Below are 21,825 nucleotides of genomic sequence, written 5' to 3' on the forward strand. Positions count from 1 at the left end.
CCCACCCCTCGTTGCCGTAGGGAATTGCCCTACTGTTATGTTCGCTATGTGAGCGTGAGATTGGCACTCACAATGCTTTTAGTTGAGATTATTTTTGAGATTTTTTTGAGATTGAGAGTGTCAGTTAGATTCATTGCAAAAGGCACCTAACCAACAAACTGATTTTCATCAGCTGCAAGCCTTTTTTACATGGTTTTACTTAGTTAAGTAGGATTACTTGTTGAAAGTTGAACCCAAAACTGAGTAGATGTAGTTGTTCAACGTAGCCTTGATAGCTTCCAAGTGACCTGACTCAACAGTAGCGAAGATTTCTTCGTTAGTCTTGTTCAAGATGTAAGCTTCGAAGTCAGCAAACGTAGCCTTGTCGTTTTCGAAGTCAGCACCGATACCAGTATCGAATGATGCGTAACGCTCCTTGTAGATGTTATCCAAGTCGTACGTCTTCAAGAATGCGATAGTCGTCTGCCCGTCAGTACCGTATTGGTGAGCGGTTGGCTCCTTTGGCTCCAACAAGAATTGACCAGTGTAACCAATTTCGTTAGCATACAACTTAGCCAACTTGAAGAACTTAGCGATGTGAGCCAACTCACGCTTCGTGTCAGTGTTCAACAATGACTCGTAACCTTCACGACCACTCCAGAATACGTATGATTCTGCGTCCAAACGCTTAGCAATTCCAATGAGTGCTTGACCTGTGCAGCTGCGTCAGCAAATGGTTTCGTAGCACCACCGGCCAAGAAACGCGTGGTCGCTCACTTGAGGAAATTGATGCTACTTTGCGTGACCGCGCTAATATGGCTGAGGACGATAGTATCGTCGCTGGTACCACACCAATCGCACACTAACCTTTAATTGCAACACCTAAATCGAGTCGGTTGATTACCGACTCGGTTTTTATTTGCTAAAATAGGTGTATTGTGTCAAAAAGGAGGAGCCGCCATGTCAGAAATCATCAAACGGATTTTTAATAATCGCGTCATTAAAACTATCATTGACGTTTCAATGCGTGTTGATATCGTGACGGCCAGTTCATCAATTGCCTACTTTGGTCTCCTATCAATTTTCCCGGCAATCATCATTATCGCAACGCTCCTGCCCTACTTTGGCTTAACCATTTCAACCGCCCTTAGTTACGTTCAAATGGCCGTTCCAACGTCAGTTTACGACTTTTCCCGTCCCATCATCGAATCGATTCTTGGTCAAAAGGGTGTCGGCGTGCTATCAGCTTCAATTATCATCACTCTGTGGTCGTTATCGCGAGTCGTCGCATCAATCCGCACGGCTCAAAACGGCATTTACGGGGTACAACCTAAAACAATTGCCATTATCGATCGCTTCATTTCAATGGCTTGGATGATCCTTGTGCTAGGGATTATGGGTATTCTACTGATCATTGCTTCAGTTGGCTCTAACATTCTTGAAGCGTTGCCCATCAGCGCTAATCTTGTGCAACAAATTGAATCCGCCAAATCACCAGTGGTCATCGGTGGCTTGTTCATTGGTGCATCACTTTTCAACTGGGTTTTGCCGGTTAAAAAGCCCCGCTTGCAATGGGCCCTCGTCGGGACAATCGTTCAAGTGGCAATTGTCATCTGGTTAACAAAGATTTTCGGTTGGTATGTCAGTTTAGCCTCACAAGCTTATACATTCTACCAAGCTTTAAGTTCGGTCATTATCCTGTTGCTTTGGATTAACTTTATTGCACTAGCCGCACTAATCGGTACCGTTGTCACCACAACCTTGGAGGAGTTATTCCCCTCGCAAAACGACAAATTGGCCGTTATTCAAACATTTGGTAAGTCCATTATCCGAAAAAACGGAAAAAAGTGAGTGATATTTATTGTTTTATTAAGCTAGTCACGTTATGATTAATAATGTTGATAAGGATAACTTGTTAACATTAGAGACAGCAACTTACTCATATTGCTAAGCTTAACCAACTCAGCAATTGTAGGTCTAACCAACCTACAACCTACTCCTTAAGAATTACCCAGTGTGATGGTCTAACCAACCATTGTTATAACACGCCTAACCAACGTGTTTTGGGAAAAAGAGTCGTCATCGGACTGACTCCGAAACCGCCTACGTCTAACCTACGTAGGCGGTTTTGTTCTGCCCAATTATCCGGTAAAATCAAAGGATACAAAGGGGAAGCATTGGGGATTTTCATTATGACAACATCGCATGAACACGCCGTGTTAGACGTGTGTGCCCGCATCGGGCGCATCTTACTAGAAAGTGGTGCTGAAACACCACGTATCGAAGAAACCGTGGAAATCATCGGTCGTACAGCCGGCGTCGCGATTTCATGCTACGTCACGTTAACGGCTGTTTTCGTATCGTTAACGAATCAGCCTGAAACACAGTTAACCAAAACAAAACTTGGTGCATTCAACTTACAAAAGGTTGATGACATCAATCAACTCTCACGTGAATTTTCAGCGGGACATGTGTCATTTGATGATATCGTAACGCGTGTTGCCGCTATCGATCAGCACGTGATCGATTTCAACTGGCCGACTAAAATTTTGGGTGCTGGGCTCGTGTCTGTCGCACCCATGCTCGTATTTATTGCCGATTGGTCAGATTTAGGCTTGGCTTTTTTCATTGGCATCGCTGGTTATTTAACTGCGCAACTCGTTGGTCGCAGAGCCACGGCCACCCCCTACGCAAAAGAAGTCGCCGGCGGCTTTGTTATTGCATTATTGGCGTGGGTCCTAGTCGCTAGTGGAGTTGGTCACCATGCTGAAAACATGATTGTCAGTGCCGTTATGCCCTTAGTGCCCGGCGTCGCATTGACGAATTCAATGCGCGAAATTATGGCCGGTCATATGATATCAGGAACGGTCCGGGCCCTTGATGCGCTCTTAATCGCGGCCGCTATCGGCGGAGGCGTGGTCTTAGCCACCACACTCCTACACTTATTCAGCACGATTTAAGGAGGGCGCATCATGACATATTTAATCCAATTCATTATTAGTTTCGCATCGACGGTTGGCTTCGGCATTATCACAAATATCCCCCGTCGCGCCCTACCAACGGCTGGTTTAACAGGCGGCGCTGCTTGGACTTGCTACATCTTCGTCCAGCACTTACATGCAAATGTCTTCCTCGCGAACATGACCGCTGCCATTATTATCGGCCTCCTCGGTAACTGGTTTGCGATTCACAAGCGGGTGCCCGTTAACATGATTTACATTCCCAGCTTAGTATCCCTGGTGCCCGGCGGGACTATCTACCTCGCAATGAAGAATTTCTCACTGGGTCATTACGCCAATGCACAAGCCGGTGTCATCACCACGGTCACGATTGCTGTTGCACTAGCAGTGGGGTTTGTTTTAGCCGAAGTTGTTGTCCGACAAATCAAGCAACACTTAAGAAGTCGTCAGCAAAACTTGCTTGCCCGGTAATTAAAAAACATATTTAAAAAGGTCGCCAATCATCCAATTCAATCGGATGATCGGCGACCTTTTATGATTAACTATGCCACTCACATGTCAACTCGTGATCATTAATCAAACCAGCTGCTTGCATGAACGAGTACACCGTGACAGAGCCGACGAATTTAAACCCATACGCCTTCATGGCTTTAGACACCTTTTTTGATAAGTCAGTTGAACTAGGCATTTGCGTATAATCAATCACGCGATTATCAATCGGTTTTTGCCGCACAAATGACCATAGCCAGGCATCAAAAGAACCATAATCACGCTGAATATGTTGGATACCCTGCGCATTCGCAATAGTCGCGGTTAATTTTTGCCGATGTCGAATAATGTCAGCATTTTGCAAAAGCCTGTCGATGTCTATCGCCGTCATTTGTGCGACCTGGTCAATATCATATTGTGCAAACGCTATGCGAAAAGCCGCCCGCTTATGCAAGACAGTCTGCCAACTGAGCCCTGCCTGATAAGTTTCTAGGCTCAACAATTCAAATAACTGCTGATCACCATGGGTCGGACGCCCCCATTCTTGATCATGATAGGCCGTCATCAAATCATCTTCGCTGTAATTTGCTACCCATGTACACCGCACTGCCATATCAATCCCCCTGCAAAATGTTAAGTTAAACTTAATTGTGAATTAAAATAAAACCGCTAACAAGCCTGTTACCGGTTTATATCGCTTTTAGTGCATGTGCAACATGCCTGCAGCACCCAAGGCAAGGACTACGATACCAACAACAATACGGTAGTATCCAAAGACCTTGAAGTCATTGTTTTTAATGTAATTCATCATGACCTTAATGGCAAAGTAAGCCACAATCCATGAAACAATAAAGCCGACAACCATAACGCCAGTTTGGGAACCTGTAAAGCCACCACCACCTAGCAAGTACTTACCCACCTTCAAAATAGTTACCCCAAACATAACTGGGATACTCATGAAGAATGAGAATTCAGCAGCGACAAAACGTGACGCACCCAAAATTAATGCTCCTAAAATAGTTGATCCTGAACGTGACGTTCCCGGTACGATTGATAGCACTTGGAACAACCCAATGAACAATGCCATCTTGTATGACATGGCATTCAAATCAGTCAAAATAGCATTCTTGTTTGCCAAGTAACGCTCCACGACAATGAATAACACACCATAAATAATCAACATTGCTGCCACAACCCAAGCATTTAGCCAGTGGGCATCCATGTAATCGTTCAAGGTCAATCCTGCAATTACAGCCGGCAAGACTCCGACAATCACCTTAAACCAAAGCGTCCATGTTTGACTCTTTTCCAAAGAAGACTTTGACGGTGAAAAAGGGTTCAACTTCTTGAAGTAAAGTTGAATAACCGCAAAAATTGCCCCTAATTGAATCGCATAATCAAACATCGCCGTGAAACTCTTTGTCCATACGGCCCCACCCGGGATATTCATGAATGACTCCGCAATAATAATGTGTCCGGTCGATGATACTGGCAAGAATTCAGTTAATCCTTCCACAATACCAATCACCAAGGACTTCAACAAATCAAGCATGTTTTGCTCCTTATTTTTAAACTTATCGCTATTACAATACCAGAAAAAAAGCGTTGCGCCTATACACGCAACGCCTTCTTTACCCCGGCTTAATTGACGTGAATATCACCATCTGTCGCAATAATACTCAAACGATCTGGCGCCGTTTCATTTCCGATAAATTGACCAGCATACTTGGTTCCTTTAACCATCACATCACCATCAGTTGTTTGCAATTGCAACCCACTGAATTGGGCTTGTGCAGCCTTAAAGTCACCATCACGTAAGGTAATTGTATTCACCCCTGTATACCGACTCGCAGTCGTCGTCACATCACCGTCGTTCACTTGCATCACACTTGCATTTAATGCCGTATGATTCAAATGTACATCACTATCAGTACCAGATAACAATAACTTGCCCAATTCACCGTTTTGCACCGTCAAATCAGAATCGCTCATGCTAATCGTTGATTGCTTAAGCACGGCATCCGTTAAGTGCACATTACCATCACGATTAGCTACCGTCATATCTGGGGTAGTCAAATTATTTAACGTAATATCACCGGCAGTTGCACTAATTTTAACCGCCTTAGCCGTCAAATCCTTTAACACAATGTCCGACCCGACTGACGTTTGCTTAAATTTATCAAACGCCTTATTTTGCGGTACGCTGATAGTAATGTGTTCCGGCCTATTTTCACCAAAGCCGACTCCCACACCATTATCGTTTTCTGTATTGTACTTAACATAAAGTGTGTTATGCCGCACCGAAACATGTAATCGAGCTGCATCACGCACACTCGACTTCACCGCATACGTATCATCGTCATTCGTCACTAACCGCACATCAATATCCTCAGTGTTAATATTGACCGACTTAAATACCGAAACTTGTTGATTCACAGTTTTTACTTGTGGCACCACAAAATGACCATCTCGCCAATTCAAGCTATTCTGACCATCGTTTGACAAGCCAACAAACATCAAAACAACACCGACCGCCGTAATCACTAGCCCCGTCAGTATCCAACGCATCATCTTAGGCATGATTCGTGCCTCCTTCTTGCTTACGTGAGAACTTACGGCCAACATACTTAACAAAGTTCATCAGGCCACCAAAGATTACGCGGACAATTGCGAATCCAATTGGCCAGGCGATGAATTGGAGACCAATTAAAATCAATCCAATCCCACCTTGGTACAAAGCCGTCTGCCAACTTGTCCCAATAATGGCGACCGCCCCAACAACCTGGAACAAACCAGTTGCTAGGAATACCAGTAGCAGCATAATCAAAAATACAGCAATCACAATAACGATAAACAAGCCCAACAAAATAAGAATCATCGCTGGGATCCATACAACGGAAGTTACCAAACCAACCAACACAACCCACAATAGGTTAAATTGTCGCCCAATTCGTTCACGGAAATGGTGCACAGGTGTTTCATTCTCTTCCAGTGCATCTTGATCCGCCACATCATCGTAACGAATTGAGTAATCCACTAATACGCGACGCGCCAATTGCTTAGGCGTACCAAATTCTCGAATCAACGTTTCGCCGGTCAAGCCCGCGTCTGACGCATATTCACGATAAAAATCCAACACATCTTCGCGTTCTTCATCAGTCAAGCCAACCAAGTGACCCTTCAGTTGCGTGAAGTAAATGTTATTTTCCATCAACCTTTTCCCCTTCTGCCGGCATCATTAAGTCGTTCACATTACGACTAAAGACCCGCCATTCTTCTTGCACACGCGCCATTTCAGTACGGCCATCGTCTGATATTTTGTAGTAGCGTCGGTTGCGTCCTTCAAAAGGTTCATCATAAGTTGTTACCCAGCCTTTTGCTTTTAAGCGTCGTAACACTGGATACATCGTTGACTCCGAAACTGAAAAGCGTTCCTGAACTTGTTTCGTCAACGCGTAGCCATATAAATCTTCCGATGACAGCAACGACAAGACTAGTCCATCCATCAGATCACTAGATAATTGCATCGCCATGGTTCATCTTCCTTTACAATACTATAACTCATATAATATAATCTAAGTATAGGGAACGCAGGGGGTTGTGTAAAGTATTTCGCTACCCCCTTTAACAATTCACTTTGGGTTCATATAGAAAGAAGGTTTTCATTATGGCAAGTAAGAAACTAACGAAGTCAAACGACAAAGTCTTTAGCGGGGTCCTCGGTGGTGTCGCTGACTATTTCAATTTTGATGCGACGCTTGTTCGCATTATCTTTGCGGCCTTGTTTTTATTCACCGGCTTTTTCCCAATGAGCATTTTGTACATCATTGCGGCCGTTGTTATGCCTGATGCCCCAACTCACCACGAATACGAGTTCAAGGATGACAGTCGCAAGGACATCACCCCAAATCGTTTTGACGACGATATTTAATAGGCTTAACGAAAAAGCACCGCATCTGTGGTGTTTTTTTGATTGGTAATATGGATGATCATCAATACTCCCCTAGAATATCTCAGGTGCTGCAATAGGAGTAGGTTGTATCCGGGGCATTCAAAAATCGGCAACATGCCGCATGGCCGGCGCTATTCAGAAAAGCCCATACAGGCCTTGAAGGCTTAGGGAGAATTATTTTCCCCGCTGAATGGCGTCCGCGCTATTCGGTTGCCGAGTTTTTGAACAAAGCCGCAGGATACAACCCACTCCTGTTGCTCGTGCGGTAGCACGACACACGACTTCAACAAAAATGAGCGTCACCGCAAATGCAGTGACGCTCATTTTTTACACTTTAAAATTTGTTTACCAGCTGAACAATCCAACCATTGCTGCTGACATCAATGATACCAGGATACCAGATACCAAAATCAATGGCACATTAGCTGCAATCAATTCGGCCTTTTCACGATTAACCAAGCTCTTGTATGAACCGATAATCATTCCCAGTGTGCCAAAGTTGGCGAAACTCGTGACGAACACCGTCAAAACAGCGCGCGCGTGAGCTGACGCAAACATACCTGAGTGGTGAGCAACTTGCTTTGATACTTCTCCCATCACCACAAATTCATTCGTTACCAACTTCGTTCCCATGTATTGCGCAATGTGGAAGGCATCATCGACGTTAAAGCCGAGAAGCCAAGCAAATGGGAACATAATGACCCCGAAAATGTTCTCCAATGATAGCCATGACAATGTCGTCAATGACAACAAGTTATCGATCAAAGAAGCCAACCCAACGAAGGCAATCACCGTGGCGACGATAATAACCGCAACCAAACCAGCCCCTTGGATCGAATCACCCAAGAACGCAAAGAATGGTTGACGCTTGTCCTTACCGTATTCGGTCGTTTCATTGTGATCCAAGACCGCGATTGTATCATCAGCTTCCGCCACTTGCGTTGGATTCAAAATCGTCGTCATCATGATAGCACTCAAGATGTTCAACGGAATCGCCGTCAACACGAATTGACCAGGCATCATCCCAACGTATGATCCAACAATGGCAGCCGTAACAGTACTCATCGACATCATAGCAACCGTCAAATTACGCTTAGCGTCCATTTGTTGCAGTTGTAACTTAGAAACGGCCAATACTTCAGTCGTTCCCAAGAACATCATTTCAACTGAGAAAAATGATTCAAACTTAGGTTGACCTGTCAAAAATGACAAACCACGACCAACCCACTTAACCAACCATGGCAAGACACCAATGTACGTCAAAATATCAAACATTGGAATAATAACCAAGATTGGCAAAACAGATGACGTCACAAAGTTCATTGTCCCTGATGCAGGCTTCACCCAATCAGGCAACGCAAAAGCGATACCATCAAAGGCCGCACTGGTTAGCCATTCAAACCCATTTGCCGCGGCTAGCACAGCATCTCGACCAATTGAAAAACTCGTAAAGAACCAAGCCAAAATTAATTGGATCACCAAGATGACACCAACCGAACGCCACTTGATGTTCTTACGATCACGTGAAAATAAATATGCCACCCCTAGAAATACAAAGATTCCGAGGATGTTCATCAACAATAGCATGTGCTACTTCTCCTTGAGGGGTTCTTACTTATGTAAAATAACTTAACAAATTAAGTGTATCAAAAGTAAGGACTTTGTAAAACGGTTAACCTCGATAATTCATTCGGTAAAACGTTTAACGTGCCAAAATTCACTAAAAAAACTGTTGCGCATATCGCACAACAGTTCCTTTTTAACTAATTTTGAAAGCCAACTGCCGTGATGTTGGTTGGTTGGTCAATATGAATTTCAGGGTGGGCCATGATATAGTCACCAATCAATTCAGCTGTCTCCAACTGCACTTCACGTACTATTTTATCCGTACTAAACATCGTGAAATTACCAGCCCCACCGGCACGGTAGTTATTCATTGCCACTTCATAGGTCGCCGCCATATCCAATGGTTGACCTTGATATGACACTGCCGTCACACGATCGCCTGCTGGTAGACTAAAGTCAAACGTATAATCAATGCCACTCCAAATATCGTAGTTGTAGTGCTGAACTTTCGGCTCAATAAACAGGGGATTAACCGTCAACGTGCCATCAGTTGCCATCGTAAAGTAACGCCCATTTACCTCCAAGGCATCCTTAATATCTTGCCCCGTCAGCGCTTCCACAACTAATGTATTGGGATAAATGTAATTAGTCATAATATCACGTAACGTGACGTCATTCGCCAAGCCACGAACTTCATCATTAAATAACGCCGTATTTGCGATAGTGGTCTGCGTTGCGTTCATTTGGACACGGTTAACCAATTCAATAAACGGGTGGCTGTGAAGGCGCGCCGCAAAATGATTGGTAATTTGCATATTGTCACCAACCGTACCGACTGCCGCATCAAGCCATTGATTCGTTTGGCTTTGCAGTGGTTCGATTAGCGCCACGATATCTGCCCGTTCTGCGGCGTCTGCCGTCTTGATAAGGCTCGCTTCCCGACCGACAACCGTCTGTTGCTCATCTAAATCAAGGGTAATTAGCCCGACGTTATCCGCCCGATAACCTGGTTGCGTCGTCGGCACACCATCTGCCACTTCGGCAATCGTTCGGTGTTGGTGACCTGTGACAAGTGCATCAACACCTGGCAAATGCAACAATTGATAACCTTGGTTTTCAGAGGTCAAGCGCTCCAGCGGCTCGCCAGTTTGCAAATCTTCCGCAAAACCACCGTGATAGGCAATCACCAGCACATCAACTTTGGGGCGTAACTCAGCGATATAGTTTTGGGCCACTTCAACCGGATCGGCAAATAATAGCCCTCGAATATTATCAGCTTGTTCCCACTTGGCTACGTATTTGGTCAACAAACCAATCACACCAATTTTAACGCCTGCCCGTTCAAAAACAGCGTACGGCTTACCAATAAATGGTTGGTGCGTTTCTGCATCAAGAACATTCGCATTCAACAATTGTGGCGTATCCGCCATCACTCGCTCCAAATAATCACGACCGTAATTAAACTCGTGATTCCCAAAGACACGGACATCATACCCGACCGCGTCGGCCAATTGTTGATAAATCCCTGCATCCTCTGGCGTTTGTTTTTCCACGTAATCCGTTAGTGGGGACCCTTGAATAAAGTCCCCATTTTCAATCGTTACAACTGCTTCGCCATGTGCCGCCCGTTCTTGCAACGTTGCAATAACAGTCGCCGCGCGCGTTAAGCCCAGTCCGTCATTTAATAATGGTCGACGAAAATCATCCGCGCGCACATAACCATGCACATCAGACGTTGAAATGATTGATACTCGCATCTCTTATATCCCCAGTCTATTTTATGTACAACAGGCTGCCAAATTAAATTCAGCAGCCTGTTTTCACTCATTTTTACTATGTTATATTCTATGCTAATTTAGCTGTTAAACCAACTTTTTGCGGAGTTGACCTGACAAGAAATCAATCACCGTGACCATGATAATGATTCCCAGCAGAATGATACCCACCTTTGGCCATTGACGTGTTTGCAACGCAAAAATCAACGGTGCTCCAATTCCACCGGCACCAACCATTCCTAAAATGGCTGCTGAACGAACCGCAATTTCGAAACGGTATAACGTATAGTTCATAAACTCTGGCATAACCGCTGGTAACGTTGCCAATGTTAACCCATCTAGCGCCGAACCACCGGCTGCGACAATCGCTTCATTCGGTCCACGATCAATGTTTTCAACCGCTTCCGAAAACAACTTCCCCAGCATACCAATCGAGTGAATCGATACTGCCAAGACACCCGCATATGCACCTGGTCCAACTGCCTTGATGAACATAATGGCCAATACAATTTCCGGGAAAACACGAATAATCGTTAAAATAACCTTACCCAATGTTGACCGTGGCGTGAAGAAGCCTTTCTTTGTGCGCGCAGCTAGAAATGCAAACGGTACTGATAAAATAGCCGAAATAAATGTTCCTAGGAAGGCAATGGCCAGTGTTTCAACCAATGCGGTTACCAAATCTTCGCCATCCCCTGTATAAACGTATGACCAATCCGGATGGAATAAGCCATGAAAAATGGCCTTCGTAATAATCAACGCTTGAGGCTTAACTGATGCTAATGGAATGCCCGAGAAGGCCCAGGCAAAAATCAAGATCACGACTGCTGTAATCACCCAAGGACGGAATCGTTGCCATGGACTTTGTTTTACTAATTGCATTAGGCCAACGCCTCCCGTAGTCGATTAGAAATACCATCCACAATAATAACCACGACTAAAATTGTCAAAATAACAATCGCTGTGCGATCGTAGCGGAATAGCGACAACGTTTGACTCAAGTACAATCCCACACCACCAGCACCTAGATACCCCAAGACTGTCGATGCTCGGACGTTAATTTCCAACGTATACAGGAAGTAACTCAAGAATTGGTTAAATACCTGCGGCACAACCGCAAAGACAATCGTTTGAATGCTGTTTGCGCCAGCTGCCGTCAACGCTTCGATTGGTCCGTCATCAATCGTTTCAATTGCCTCGTAGAATAACTTTGAGATCATCCCAAAACTGAACACCGTCAAGGCCCCAACTCCGGCCATTGGTCCAATACCAACAATCGCCACGAACAACGCCGCTAAGAGCAAATCGGGTAACGCACGAACCAAGTTCAAAAAGAAACGGATGATACCACGCGCCACCGCGTTTTTCATGATATTACGTGCTGCTAACAAACTAAATGGTACGGCAATAATTGTCCCGAGCAACGTCCCAACCAAGGCCATTTGAATCGTTTCTAAGGTCGGCGTCACAATCGCTGACACATATGACCAATCTGGTTGCGTCATCTTAATCAAGATTTGGCAAAATTGGTCCCAACTAAAATCCGTTGAGACACCCGTCATTTGTCCTGACCCAAATAGTATCAAGATGACAAGCACGACTGTCAGTAAGCCTTTAATATGCCATTTTTGACTAAACTGACGCTCTGGTAATAATGATTCCATGACTACTCCTTGTCCCCAGCTTCAGCGTAAATACCGTCAAAGTCGCGCTCATTAACTTCAGCAATCGGCTTATCATAAACTAGCTTTCCTGCACGCAACCCCACAATGCGGGACGCATATGCCATTGCAAGTGGCACACTGTGCAAGTTAACCACCACCGTCATCCCCAAATCCCGGTTTAGATGTTGTAAATCATCCATCACCATCTTGGTCGTCTTCGGATCCAATGATGCAATGGGTTCATCGGCCAAGACAACCGTTGGTGATTGCATCATCGCCCGCGCAATTGCGACACGTTGTTGTTGGCCACCTGATAGTTCATCCGCACGCGTATAGTATTTGTCGAGCATATTCACCCTATTCAAATTTTCAGCAACCTTCTCTTTATCAGCTTTTGAAAACAAACCAAATGTACTCTTAAACGTTGAATAGTACCCAACACGACCGGCTAAAACATTTCGGGCGACTGACGCGCGCTTCACCAAATTAAAGTTTTGGAAAATCATGGCAATATTCCGTCGCAATACTCGCAATTGACTACCCTTAGCTTTGGTAATATCTGCCCCATCCAATAAAATTTCGCCATCCGTGACATCGTGCAGGCGGTTGATTGCCCGTAGCAAGGTACTTTTACCAGCCCCTGATAGACCAACAATCACCACAAATTCACCTGATGTAATATCTAAGTTAATGTGATCGAGTCCCACTGTCCTATTTGGATAAACTTTTGAAACGTCTTTTACTTGGATTGTGCCAGTTTGGCTTGCCATATTCATTCCCCTGATTGTTTTACTTAACAACTAATCAACTTGCTTAATCGTTTTAAAAAATATGTACTAAGAACGAGCTCCACCGGTTAAAACACGACCAGGAAACTCGTTCTTCATTTGTCATCACTGTTGGCCACGGCGTGACCAATCAGCTTTATTTAATTTAGACTTAGTTGATGCTTTCAACAGCATTTTGGTACTTACGAACAACGTCGAAGTTTGAATCCTTTGACTTTGCCACGCCGGCCCAGCTATAAACATCGTTCAAGACCTTCTTACCTTCAGTTGTCTTCGATACCTTAATCATCGCGTTTTGGATTGCCTTAGTATCAGTCTTTGAAATACCCTTACGCAAGGCAATGGTATCATTAGGAATCTTAGCTGTGTATGTCAAAACACGCGTGTCCTTAAAGACATCCGGGTTATCCTTCTTAACGACGTTACGTGCGTCATCAAAGACGAAAGCTGCATCTGTGTCACCGTTCATTACTGATAGCACACCCTGATCGTGACCCTTAACTGTAACCAGCTTGGCGTCCTTCACGACGTTGACACCCTTCTTCTTCAAGTCAACAACCGGGAACATGTACCCTGCATCCGACGTCGTGTCTTGCACGGCAATCTTCTTACCCTTCAAATCCTTAATAGACTTAATCTTTGAGTCCTTGTTAACCAGCACTTCGGCACGGTAGTAAGCAACAAGCTTGTCGGTATTTGAACCGTCCCCCTTCTTGTCGTTAATGCCGTAGCGTTGTGATTGCAAGATAACCTTTGCACCGTATTGCTTGTGAGCTTGTACATATGGGTCAGGTGGCAAGAATCCCATGTCAACCTTCTCTGAACCCATCGCCTCAACGACCGTGTTGTAGTCTGTTGAAATCGTTACGTGAACTGGAATACCCAATTGGGCCTTCAATAACTTCTCCAATGGCTTAGCCTTGGCTTGAATTGTGTCAGCCTGTGATGATGGAACGAACTGTACATTCAATTCCTTCAAATCAACCTTTTTGTCAGCTGCGTTAACTGACGCTGCTGGCAATGCTGTAACCAATGTTGAGGCTGCAATCGTAACTGCAGCGCCCGCAACAAGCTTTTTAAACATGTCCCCTAGTACTCCTTAGTTATCTGTTCCTAATTTTCATTACCCAAATTGGTAACCTCTTCAAAGGTTGTATTAAGGATAACAACGAACATTCTTTACGTCAATATCATATTTGTTCATTTTTTGACGTTAAACGTTTTAACAAAAACAAAAATTATGATTTTTAGTTCGTTTTATGAAATTATCTAATCCCTTCTACACTTATCAGCCTACTCGTCCAATATTTAGGCTTAATTGTGATTTCTTTTTGATTCAGTATGCGTTTAGTAAATGGTGGCTTTACAATTAAAAATTCTAAATAAGAGGTTGGCACAGAAATCTCTGTACCAACCTCTTTTAAAATTATGACAAGGCCGTCCCATTTGAGGCGATAACTTGCTTGTAACAATCAAACGACTTCTTCTTCAAGCGCTTCAAAGCACCGCTACCGCCGTTGTTCTTATCCACCTAAATCATCCTGTAACGCTTAGTCATTTGACCTGTTGAGGCCGCGACCAAATCGATCACACCCCAGGCAATATAACCCATCAGCAGTAACTGTGTCTTCAGCACCCAAACCATTTTCAACTAAGAATAATGGCTTTTGATAACGGTCATACAACTGATTCATCGTAATGCGCAAGCCAAGCGGATCGATGACCCAGCCCTAGAAAATGGACTGTGCAAGATAATGTTAATTTCATTAAATGTAATCCAGTAATTAACTAAATCACCAAATTCTTCAAAACATGTCTTCGCATAGCGGATGAAAAAAGTTATCATCTCACGACTACGCCATGAACCATAGCCGGTTACTAAGCCCATCGGTACATCAAAGTGTGCCAATGTTATCAAGACTTCCATACCATGCTCCCGGCACGTTTCGAATAGAGAGCGATAGTAGGCGACCCCCGCCGGATTAGGCGTCTCTTCATCACCATTTGGATACAAGCGACTCCATGAAACTGATGTTCGAATTCCTTCAAGCCCATTGTTGCTAGCAGGGCAATATCGTCCTTGTAATGGTGATAAAAATCAATTCCGGTATGGCTTGGATAGTACAACGTTTCGTCCAGTTCAGGTTGCGCCACTGGCCCCAACTTAACCGGCATCCGCTTGTCGCCAATTGGCAACATATCAATGTTATTCGTGCCACGACCACCTTCATGCCAAGCCCCTTCAGTTTGATTGGCAGCAATTACGCCACCCCACAAGAAATCTGCTGGTAATACAGTATTCGTCGTCATAAATCTCTACCCTCTTCTTCGTTAAACTTACGCTATTGCTGGTTCCGTGTCTGCTTCCTTATCATGGTGGAAAACTTCCATCACATGCTCCTTGAATGAAACGTGACCCGGCTCCACTGGCGCAATATCCTTAAATTGATGTGAATTTGTAATCACAACTATTGTCGTCGTTGGCAATCCGACCGCCTTGATGGCATCCAGGTCCGCTTCAAACAACTCGTCACCGACTGCAACACGATCTCCCGCTGCTACCTTAGCCGTGAATGTTTCACCATTTAATGAAACCGTATCAACACCAAGTGGCAAAATTTCCTTATAGGCAGCAGCCACGTTATTGCCAATGATTACTTGATATTGCTCCCCTGCTTCACCAAACCCATAACACCCGGAATGTTCTTCACTTTTGTATCATCGGCCTTGCTCTCATCTTTCAAAATAAAGCGCAGACGTGTCATGCCGTGCGTCAAATTCGTAACGCTTTCAGCGCCACCAACACCAGCCACAACATTGCGTGCTAACTTTTTAAAGTCTTGTGCCATGTTTTCTTACCCCTATTAGCTAAAAATCCCCGTTGGTTTATTACACATTTAATGATAACGTTTACATTCGCGCAATTATTGGGCGAATTATGAAAAAAAATGTAAACACGCATGTGCATCCGTATATTCAATTTCAGACATTTTCATGACGTTACCATGCGTCAGAAATATAAATGATCTGTAACTCCCCAATTATGCTCAGTTCAGTTTCACATGCTAACAAGTCAATTCTATTGTGGGCGCCACAATGTTGAAAGCGATTTCATTCTTTCGTTAAAGCACCATTTTTGTCTAAAAAAGAACGAGACCCCGGATTTTATCCTAGTCTCGTTCTTTTCAGTCATTATTGACCATAATAATTAGTTGTTGCTCCGGTTGTATCAGCCGTTGTGCCCGTGCCATATGCCGTGGCACCAGTCGTTGCGTCTGTATCCGTCGCTGTGCTACTGTCATCCGATTCAGAATCATCAATATCAGAAGCACCGGTGGTTACCAAGCCGTTTGCCAACAACGTTGCCGCTGTGACTTCACCACCGTACAGGTTACCAGTCTTCTTGTGCTTCAAGCCTAATGACTTGCGCAAAACATTGGTTACACGTTGCTTTTCCTTTGGTGAAATCAACTCAGAAGATCCCGAAGACAATGTCACTTCAGTTCCTTGGGCATGATCGGTCTTGATATTCTTCGCAGCACTTAAGTACTTCGAAATAATGGTCGTCATATCGCCAAAAGTCAAATCAGTCTTCGTTGAATCTGACAAGGTATCCAAAAACTTCGCATTCACAAGCTTCGTTGGATTGCTCTTTGCCTTATCAACGATTGCCTCGAGCACCATACGTTGGCGCTCTTGGCGACCGTAATCACCTTGCGGATCATCATAACGCATACGAGAGAACGCCAACGCTGCCTTACCGTCCATCTTATGGTAAGTATGTGTTACGCCATCTTGGGCCGTAAACGTATACGTTGATGAGCCCTTCTTGAAGCTAAACAAGTAGCCTGCGTCATCATGCGCCGTATAAGGGTTATACGCAAAGGTCAGCGGTGACTTTACCTTCACCCCATCAAGTTCATTAATGACCTTTTCCATACCACCCATATTAACGAGCGCATAGAAATCGATCGGTATATTTAACCAATCTTGAATGGTTTGAATAGTCGTCTTTGCCGAACCAAATTCATAAGCTGAATTTAACTTTTGTGGGAATTCATCCTCATAACCAACGGGCGCAATCACCGAATCACGTGGCAATGACATAATCGTCACCTTATCCTTCTTCGGATTAACGGTCACTAGCATCAATGAATCTGTACGCCCCTTATAGTCACGTCCCAGTTCCCCCGTATCAGTTCCCAATAATAAAATTGAGAATGGCTTACCGTCTGACAACACATCCGACACGTCGCGAGCTTTTTTCAAACCCGTGCTTTGATAAGCATCATCCACTGCGTTCTTTGTATTATTGTAGGCAATACCAAACATCACTCCCACGGCCAATACAATCACAGCTACGACTGCCAAAATTGTATTACGTACCCGCACTTTGTCGAACTTTGGCCCGTCCCCTTTGGGATTCAAATTCGGCATTCGTACCTTACTCAGCGGGTTATTAGCCACACGTTCTGCCTCTCGACGTGCAGAACGTGAATTTGGCCCATTATCCATGAGCGTCTCCTCTCTTGTCTGGTCAATAACCAGGCAATCAACCTTCTTGACTGTTTCAGTTATTTTTTTAATATTACGAGCTAGAACTTTAATGAAACTTATCGTAACCTATTCATTTTAATACAAAAAGGACGCCCCGTCAGCATATCTAGCCACGGAGCGTCTATTTCATGTCTATTTTTTAAACAGCTACCGGCGCCTTAATCGACTTAGCCGGCTTATAGCTCTCTACTTTAATATCATCCATCGTATAGTCAAAAATCGATTTTATATCTGGATTCAATACTAATTGTGGTAATTCAACCATCTCGCGTGACAACTGTTCAGTCACTTGCGCAATGTGATTAGAGTAAATATGTGCATCACCCAACGTGTGGACAAATTCACCTGCTTCGAGCCCCGTTTGTGCGGCAACCATGTGCAACAGCAGCGAATATGACGCAATGTTAAACGGCACGCCCAAGAAAATATCTGCCGAACGTTGGTACAGTTGCAAGCTCAATTTACCATCGGCCACATAAAACTGGAAAAGCGTGTGACATGGCGGCAATGCCTGTGATGGCACATCTTCAGGATTCCACGCTGTTACAATCAACCGACGTGAATTAGGATTAGTCTTAATTTGGTTGACAACATCATCAATTTGATCGATAAATCCGCCCTGTACCTTACGCCAATGACGCCATTGCGCACCATAAACATCCCCAAGTTCACCATATTGCTTAGCAAATGCATCATCCGTTAGAATTCGGTCCACAAACAATTGATGTTGTTCATCATATTGTGACTTAAACGCCTCATCAACTAATGATCGGCGCCCAAAATCAGTCATATCTGGACCCGTGTAATCTGCTGATTCGATCCAGTTCTTGAATGCCCACTCATCCCAAATATGATTATTGTGTTCCAAGAGGAAACGAATATTGGTATTTCCTTGCAAAAACCACAACAACTCACTCTTAATCAAACCAAACGGCACTCGCTTTGTTGTGAGCAGCGGGAACCCCTCCGCCATGTCAAAGCGCATCTGGCGGCCAAACAGTGAGCGCGTCCCCGTACCCGTCCGATCCCCTTTGACATGTCCTGTATTTAACACTTCCTGTGCTAAGTCCAAGTATGCTTGTTCATTCTGACTCATTAGTTCCCCTCCATTACGTACTTTTCAAAATCGACTAACTGAACATCGCCTTGCGTCAACGGCACTTGTTTCAAGGCGACATTTTTCGCCTTAATTAATGACATTGCAAATTCGTCATTATTATAATTGCGCAAATAGTTGATTTTCTTAATTCCCGCTTGTAACAAGAATTTCGTGCAGTGGACACATGGAAAATCCGTCACGTAGATTTCAGCACCCTCTGCCGCAATTCCCATCTTTGCTAATTGCATCAAAGCATTTTGTTCGGCGTGAACCGCTCGAATGCAGTGTCCATCTATCAATAAATCACCAACTTCCGTGCAGTGTGGTGTACCGGTTACTGAACCGTTATAGCCACTCGCAATGATTCGGCCATCTTTGACGATTACCGCGCCAACGTGTAGGCGTGTACAGGTACTACGCGAAGCCAGCATCGCTGCTTGCATCATAAAATACGCCGGCCACCCAATTCGTTCGTCTTTCATTATCGCAATCCCCTCTTGCTGTGTTTATAACTCAAGATTAACAGAATTTACGAACTATACAAGCTTTGAATTATTTAATAGTACGCAATTAAACACATGCCATTTGTCAAATGTTCGGCGAAACACAACACAATCAGCTACGCTAAATCCAAACGTTTGCTTTTCCGACAATTCTATCCGACCGCGTGTTGCGCTATTCGGAATTATGTTATTTTTCACCCAGAAATGCAAAAATTATCTCCAAAAATCTCATTTTACAAAATACTTGATAAAATTATTTTGTGTTGTTAATTTTCTTTTTTTGTGCTAAAATTAACGATAGGTTTGGTGTACACTTTTTGTACACCGGTTTTACGCAGCGATTTCATTTGTCGCTGGTTGTGAGGACAGCCTCACGAAAGGAGTGCCTTATGCCTGCAGCATTAGCAGAAATTAAGCAACAATTAGACGATCACATCGGCGAGCCAATTACGTTGGTTACCCACGAGAGCCGCCACCGTACGATTGAGCACGAAGCTGTGGTACGTGAAACGTTCCGTTCAGTATTCGTATTGGACTTGAAGCAAGATGGTAATGAATTCGACCGGGCTTCATTCAGTTACACGGATATCTTGACGGACAACATCGAGATCACTTTCGCCTAAAAATTAAAATCCCTGAGCGACAAAGCTTGTCGCTCAGGGATTTTTTGTTAGGTGAATTGTCAATTCAACCGGAACACTTGAGATAAATAATATTCTTTAGCCGATCTCCAGCCGAAAAGCTTTCGAGGTCGGCTATTAATTTGCTCAACCATTTGTTCAATGTATTCGTCTGAATAATCTTCGATTGCAGTCCCTTTAGGGACGTACTCACGGATTAGCCCATTTGTATTTTCGTTGGTCCCGCGTTGCCATGGAGCGTGGGGATCAGGAAAGTAAAACTGGACATCGAATTTCTTTGTTATCTCATCTTGCGCACTGAATTCATTTCCGCGGTCTGGAGTTAAAGTCTGTATCTGACTGGTTGGAAGGGAATCTAGCATTGAACCTATGATTCTCATAACATCGACGGTCTTCTTTGATGCCGCTCGTTTTGAAAGTAATATTCTGGTCTTCCTATCAACCATTGTGACCAATACTTGACCGCCTTTACGGCCAATAACAGTGTCCAGTTCCCAATCTCCAATTCGAGAGCGACAACCTGCTTCTGCAGGTCGCTCGTCAATCGTATTTGGAATTCTAATCTTACCTCGACGTTCGACATGACCTTTAGTATGTCGAGTTTTTCCTCTATGCCGAAGCGCACGAGCAATGCCCCGAGCTTTGTGACTTTTCACCGGCTGGCCCAAGTTATCTCTATAAATCGCTCGGTAGATTGTATTTGCGCTAATAATCGTATGACCTCTTGAAATCTTTAGTCGACCAGCTATCTGTTCAGGCGACCAATGTTTTTGATTGATTCCATATATAACTAGTTCTCGCAGTTCAGTGTTATCTAACTTTCGGCGTTTATGCGACTTCGTTCGAGCAAGCATGTGCTTTTGATCGGCATCCTCAGCTTCATAAGTTGAGCCAACACAGCGGGCAATCTCACGAGAGATTGTCGAAGCGCTTCTACCAATTTCTTTTGCAATGCTACGCATTGACAACCCTTCTCTGAGTAAAACTTCTATACGTCCGCGATCAAATGCGGTAAGCTGATGATAATGACTCATAATGTTTCCTCGCGTTCTGTATGTTCTAGACAAACTACATTTTACGCTGGTTCATTATGAGTCAGTTTTTATTTAGCTTAGTGTTGCACTTGAATTGTAAATTCAAGTATCAAAAAACGAGGTCGAAAGATTTCCCCTCGCACGTGATAATTCATTTAACTGCAGCAATCCGATCATCAAAATCCAGCGCTAGCAATCCACGATCGATCATCCCTTCGACAATATCTTCGTTTTGTTCTCCTGGATATTGCACCTCTAACTCATCTTGATACGTATCCACACAGGTATCTTCGAACGCACCACGTCTATCCTCTTTATATCCTGTTTGAATGATACCATCCTTTTAACCCGCAATAAACCTGTCCAAATCCTCACTCAAACGTGTTTCTGCTGCAGTTTATGACGGCAAACTCGCAGCACGGCTCGTCGCCGTTGAATCGCTCGCACCGCCTGCAGATGATGAACTTGTTGATTTAGCCGATTTTGAATAGCTCTTAGCTAAGCTCGCTTCATATCGACGTCCAAATCGTTATTCTTTATGATCGTTGTAAGCCGCCATTCCCACACTAACCATCCACTTCTTCATCAGCAGATCTCCCTTTCTTCATTAGCACTAACGTTACCACGGAGATATGTACAAACAAGCGCTCCACAATCGAAAACATTATGGCTTAAAGTTGGACAATATCAGTATATTCAGGTAAACGGCCATGCCCATCTACCACAAAGGCAAAGATACATTTGCCGCGGGTAAAAAAAGAGCGACTCAGCTTTTGCTGAGTCGCTCTTTTAAGGTTGTTACTAAAAGCGTTGTGCTA

Annotated in this window: 23 protein-coding genes and 3 pseudogenes; 5 read left to right on the top strand and 21 right to left on the bottom strand. The window is 44.1% G+C overall.

Features of this window, described 5'->3' with window-relative positions; translation table 11 throughout:
* Positions 1-213: 213 nt before the first annotated feature.
* Positions 214-743, bottom strand: a pseudogene (locus EST42_RS03355) (apurinic/apyrimidinic endonuclease family protein); the annotation flags it as partial.
* 196 nt (positions 744-939) lie between these two features.
* On the opposite strand from EST42_RS03355, the gene EST42_RS03360 reads away from it, so the two are divergent.
* The 3 genes from EST42_RS03360 to EST42_RS03370 all read left to right on the top strand — a co-directional run bounded on the left by EST42_RS03360 (position 940) and on the right by EST42_RS03370 (position 3,410).
* A complete protein-coding gene (locus tag EST42_RS03360) occupies positions 940-1,830 on the top strand; it encodes a YihY/virulence factor BrkB family protein (RefSeq protein WP_134644211.1) in 891 nt (296 codons plus the stop codon).
* Between the two features lie 341 nt (positions 1,831-2,171).
* Positions 2,172-2,939, top strand: a complete 768-nt coding sequence (locus tag EST42_RS03365) for a threonine/serine exporter family protein (protein ID WP_134644212.1) — start codon at positions 2,172-2,174, stop codon at positions 2,937-2,939.
* A 12-nt stretch (positions 2,940-2,951) separates the two neighbouring features.
* Positions 2,952-3,410: a threonine/serine exporter family protein gene (locus EST42_RS03370; RefSeq protein ID WP_134644213.1), complete on the top strand. Its 459-nt coding sequence runs from the start codon at positions 2,952-2,954 to the stop codon at positions 3,408-3,410.
* Between the two features lie 67 nt (positions 3,411-3,477).
* Here the strand turns inward: EST42_RS03370 and EST42_RS03375 are convergent, their stop codons facing one another.
* The 5 genes from EST42_RS03375 to EST42_RS03395 form a co-directional block, all read right to left on the bottom strand.
* Positions 3,478-4,041: a DNA-3-methyladenine glycosylase I gene (locus EST42_RS03375; protein WP_134644214.1), complete on the bottom strand. Its 564-nt coding sequence runs from the start codon at positions 4,039-4,041 to the stop codon at positions 3,478-3,480.
* Between the two features lie 87 nt (positions 4,042-4,128).
* The gene (locus EST42_RS03380; RefSeq protein ID WP_134644215.1) at positions 4,129-4,980 is read right to left on the bottom strand and encodes an undecaprenyl-diphosphate phosphatase; all 852 of its coding nucleotides are present in this window, start codon (positions 4,978-4,980) and stop codon (positions 4,129-4,131) included.
* Between the two features lie 89 nt (positions 4,981-5,069).
* Positions 5,070-6,008, bottom strand: a complete 939-nt coding sequence (locus EST42_RS03385; protein ID WP_167711066.1) for a DUF4097 family beta strand repeat-containing protein — start codon at positions 6,006-6,008, stop codon at positions 5,070-5,072.
* Positions 6,001-6,639, bottom strand: coding sequence for a DUF1700 domain-containing protein (locus EST42_RS03390; protein WP_134644217.1), 639 nt, complete (start codon positions 6,637-6,639; stop codon positions 6,001-6,003). The genes EST42_RS03385 and EST42_RS03390 overlap by 8 nt, the downstream gene beginning before the upstream one ends.
* Positions 6,629-6,961, bottom strand: coding sequence for a PadR family transcriptional regulator (locus EST42_RS03395; RefSeq protein ID WP_134644218.1), 333 nt, complete (start codon positions 6,959-6,961; stop codon positions 6,629-6,631). The genes EST42_RS03390 and EST42_RS03395 overlap by 11 nt, the downstream gene beginning before the upstream one ends.
* Positions 6,962-7,095: 134 nt before the next feature.
* Between EST42_RS03395 and EST42_RS03400 the strand changes: the two genes are divergently transcribed.
* On the top strand, positions 7,096-7,359 hold the full coding sequence (locus tag EST42_RS03400) for a PspC domain-containing protein (RefSeq protein WP_134644219.1): 264 nt from the start codon (positions 7,096-7,098) through the stop codon (positions 7,357-7,359).
* A 366-nt stretch (positions 7,360-7,725) separates the two neighbouring features.
* On the opposite strand, the gene EST42_RS03405 is transcribed toward EST42_RS03400, so the two are convergent.
* From EST42_RS03405 to EST42_RS03455, 13 genes and pseudogenes are all read right to left on the bottom strand, one after another.
* Positions 7,726-8,967, bottom strand: a complete 1,242-nt coding sequence (locus EST42_RS03405) for a NupC/NupG family nucleoside CNT transporter (RefSeq protein WP_134644220.1) — start codon at positions 8,965-8,967, stop codon at positions 7,726-7,728.
* Between the two features lie 176 nt (positions 8,968-9,143).
* Positions 9,144-10,703, bottom strand: coding sequence for a bifunctional metallophosphatase/5'-nucleotidase (locus EST42_RS03410; RefSeq protein ID WP_134644221.1), 1,560 nt, complete (start codon positions 10,701-10,703; stop codon positions 9,144-9,146).
* A gap of 105 nt (positions 10,704-10,808) precedes the next feature.
* On the bottom strand, positions 10,809-11,603 hold the full coding sequence (gene phnE, locus EST42_RS03415) for a phosphonate ABC transporter, permease protein PhnE (RefSeq protein WP_134644222.1): 795 nt from the start codon (positions 11,601-11,603) through the stop codon (positions 10,809-10,811).
* Positions 11,603-12,385, bottom strand: a complete 783-nt coding sequence (gene phnE / locus EST42_RS03420) for a phosphonate ABC transporter, permease protein PhnE (RefSeq protein ID WP_134644223.1) — start codon at positions 12,383-12,385, stop codon at positions 11,603-11,605. Before phnE (EST42_RS03420) ends, phnE (EST42_RS03415) begins: the two co-directional genes overlap by 1 nt.
* Positions 12,386-12,387: 2 nt before the next feature.
* The gene (gene phnC, locus EST42_RS03425) at positions 12,388-13,155 is read right to left on the bottom strand and encodes a phosphonate ABC transporter ATP-binding protein (RefSeq protein ID WP_134644224.1); all 768 of its coding nucleotides are present in this window, start codon (positions 13,153-13,155) and stop codon (positions 12,388-12,390) included.
* 169 nt (positions 13,156-13,324) lie between these two features.
* Positions 13,325-14,257 carry a phosphate/phosphite/phosphonate ABC transporter substrate-binding protein gene (locus EST42_RS03430; RefSeq protein ID WP_134644225.1) on the bottom strand — a complete coding sequence of 311 codons (933 nt, stop codon included), beginning with the start codon at positions 14,255-14,257 and terminating at the stop codon, positions 13,325-13,327.
* Positions 14,258-14,599: 342 nt separating this feature from the next.
* Positions 14,600-14,903, bottom strand: a pseudogene (locus EST42_RS11520) (family 1 glycosylhydrolase); the annotation flags it as partial.
* Positions 14,864-15,483, bottom strand: a pseudogene (locus EST42_RS03435) (family 1 glycosylhydrolase). The pseudogenes EST42_RS11520 and EST42_RS03435, both read right to left, overlap by 40 nt.
* Positions 15,484-15,510: 27 nt before the next feature.
* On the bottom strand, positions 15,511-15,813 hold the full coding sequence (locus EST42_RS10715; RefSeq protein ID WP_245150363.1) for a PTS sugar transporter subunit IIA: 303 nt from the start codon (positions 15,811-15,813) through the stop codon (positions 15,511-15,513).
* A 14-nt stretch (positions 15,814-15,827) separates the two neighbouring features.
* Complete coding sequence (locus EST42_RS10720; protein WP_245150364.1) at positions 15,828-16,022, bottom strand: PTS transporter subunit EIIB; 195 nt, start codon at positions 16,020-16,022, stop codon at positions 15,828-15,830.
* A 343-nt stretch (positions 16,023-16,365) separates the two neighbouring features.
* Complete coding sequence (locus EST42_RS03445; RefSeq protein ID WP_134644226.1) at positions 16,366-17,688, bottom strand: LCP family protein; 1,323 nt, start codon at positions 17,686-17,688, stop codon at positions 16,366-16,368.
* A 181-nt stretch (positions 17,689-17,869) separates the two neighbouring features.
* Positions 17,870-18,826, bottom strand: coding sequence for a thymidylate synthase (locus EST42_RS03450; protein WP_134644227.1), 957 nt, complete (start codon positions 18,824-18,826; stop codon positions 17,870-17,872).
* The gene (locus tag EST42_RS03455) at positions 18,826-19,311 is read right to left on the bottom strand and encodes a ComE operon protein 2 (RefSeq protein WP_134644228.1); all 486 of its coding nucleotides are present in this window, start codon (positions 19,309-19,311) and stop codon (positions 18,826-18,828) included. Before EST42_RS03455 ends, EST42_RS03450 begins: the two co-directional genes overlap by 1 nt.
* Before the next feature lie 410 nt (positions 19,312-19,721).
* Here EST42_RS03455 and EST42_RS03460 point away from each other — a divergent pair, with 410 nt between their 5' ends.
* The gene (locus tag EST42_RS03460; RefSeq protein WP_010373978.1) at positions 19,722-19,955 is read left to right on the top strand and encodes a Veg family protein; all 234 of its coding nucleotides are present in this window, start codon (positions 19,722-19,724) and stop codon (positions 19,953-19,955) included.
* Positions 19,956-20,014: 59 nt separating this feature from the next.
* Here the strand turns inward: EST42_RS03460 and EST42_RS03465 are convergent, their stop codons facing one another.
* Positions 20,015-21,007 (bottom strand): IS30 family transposase, encoded by a 993-nt coding sequence (locus EST42_RS03465; RefSeq protein WP_134643832.1) that lies wholly within the window; start codon positions 21,005-21,007, stop codon positions 20,015-20,017.
* A 151-nt stretch (positions 21,008-21,158) separates the two neighbouring features.
* A complete protein-coding gene (locus EST42_RS11360; protein WP_280633867.1) occupies positions 21,159-21,287 on the bottom strand; it encodes a hypothetical protein in 129 nt (42 codons plus the stop codon).
* Positions 21,288-21,825 lie beyond the last annotated feature (538 nt).

The sequence above is a fragment of the Weissella cibaria genome, assembly GCF_004521965.1.
Lineage (GTDB): Bacteria > Bacillota > Bacilli > Lactobacillales > Lactobacillaceae > Weissella > Weissella cibaria_A.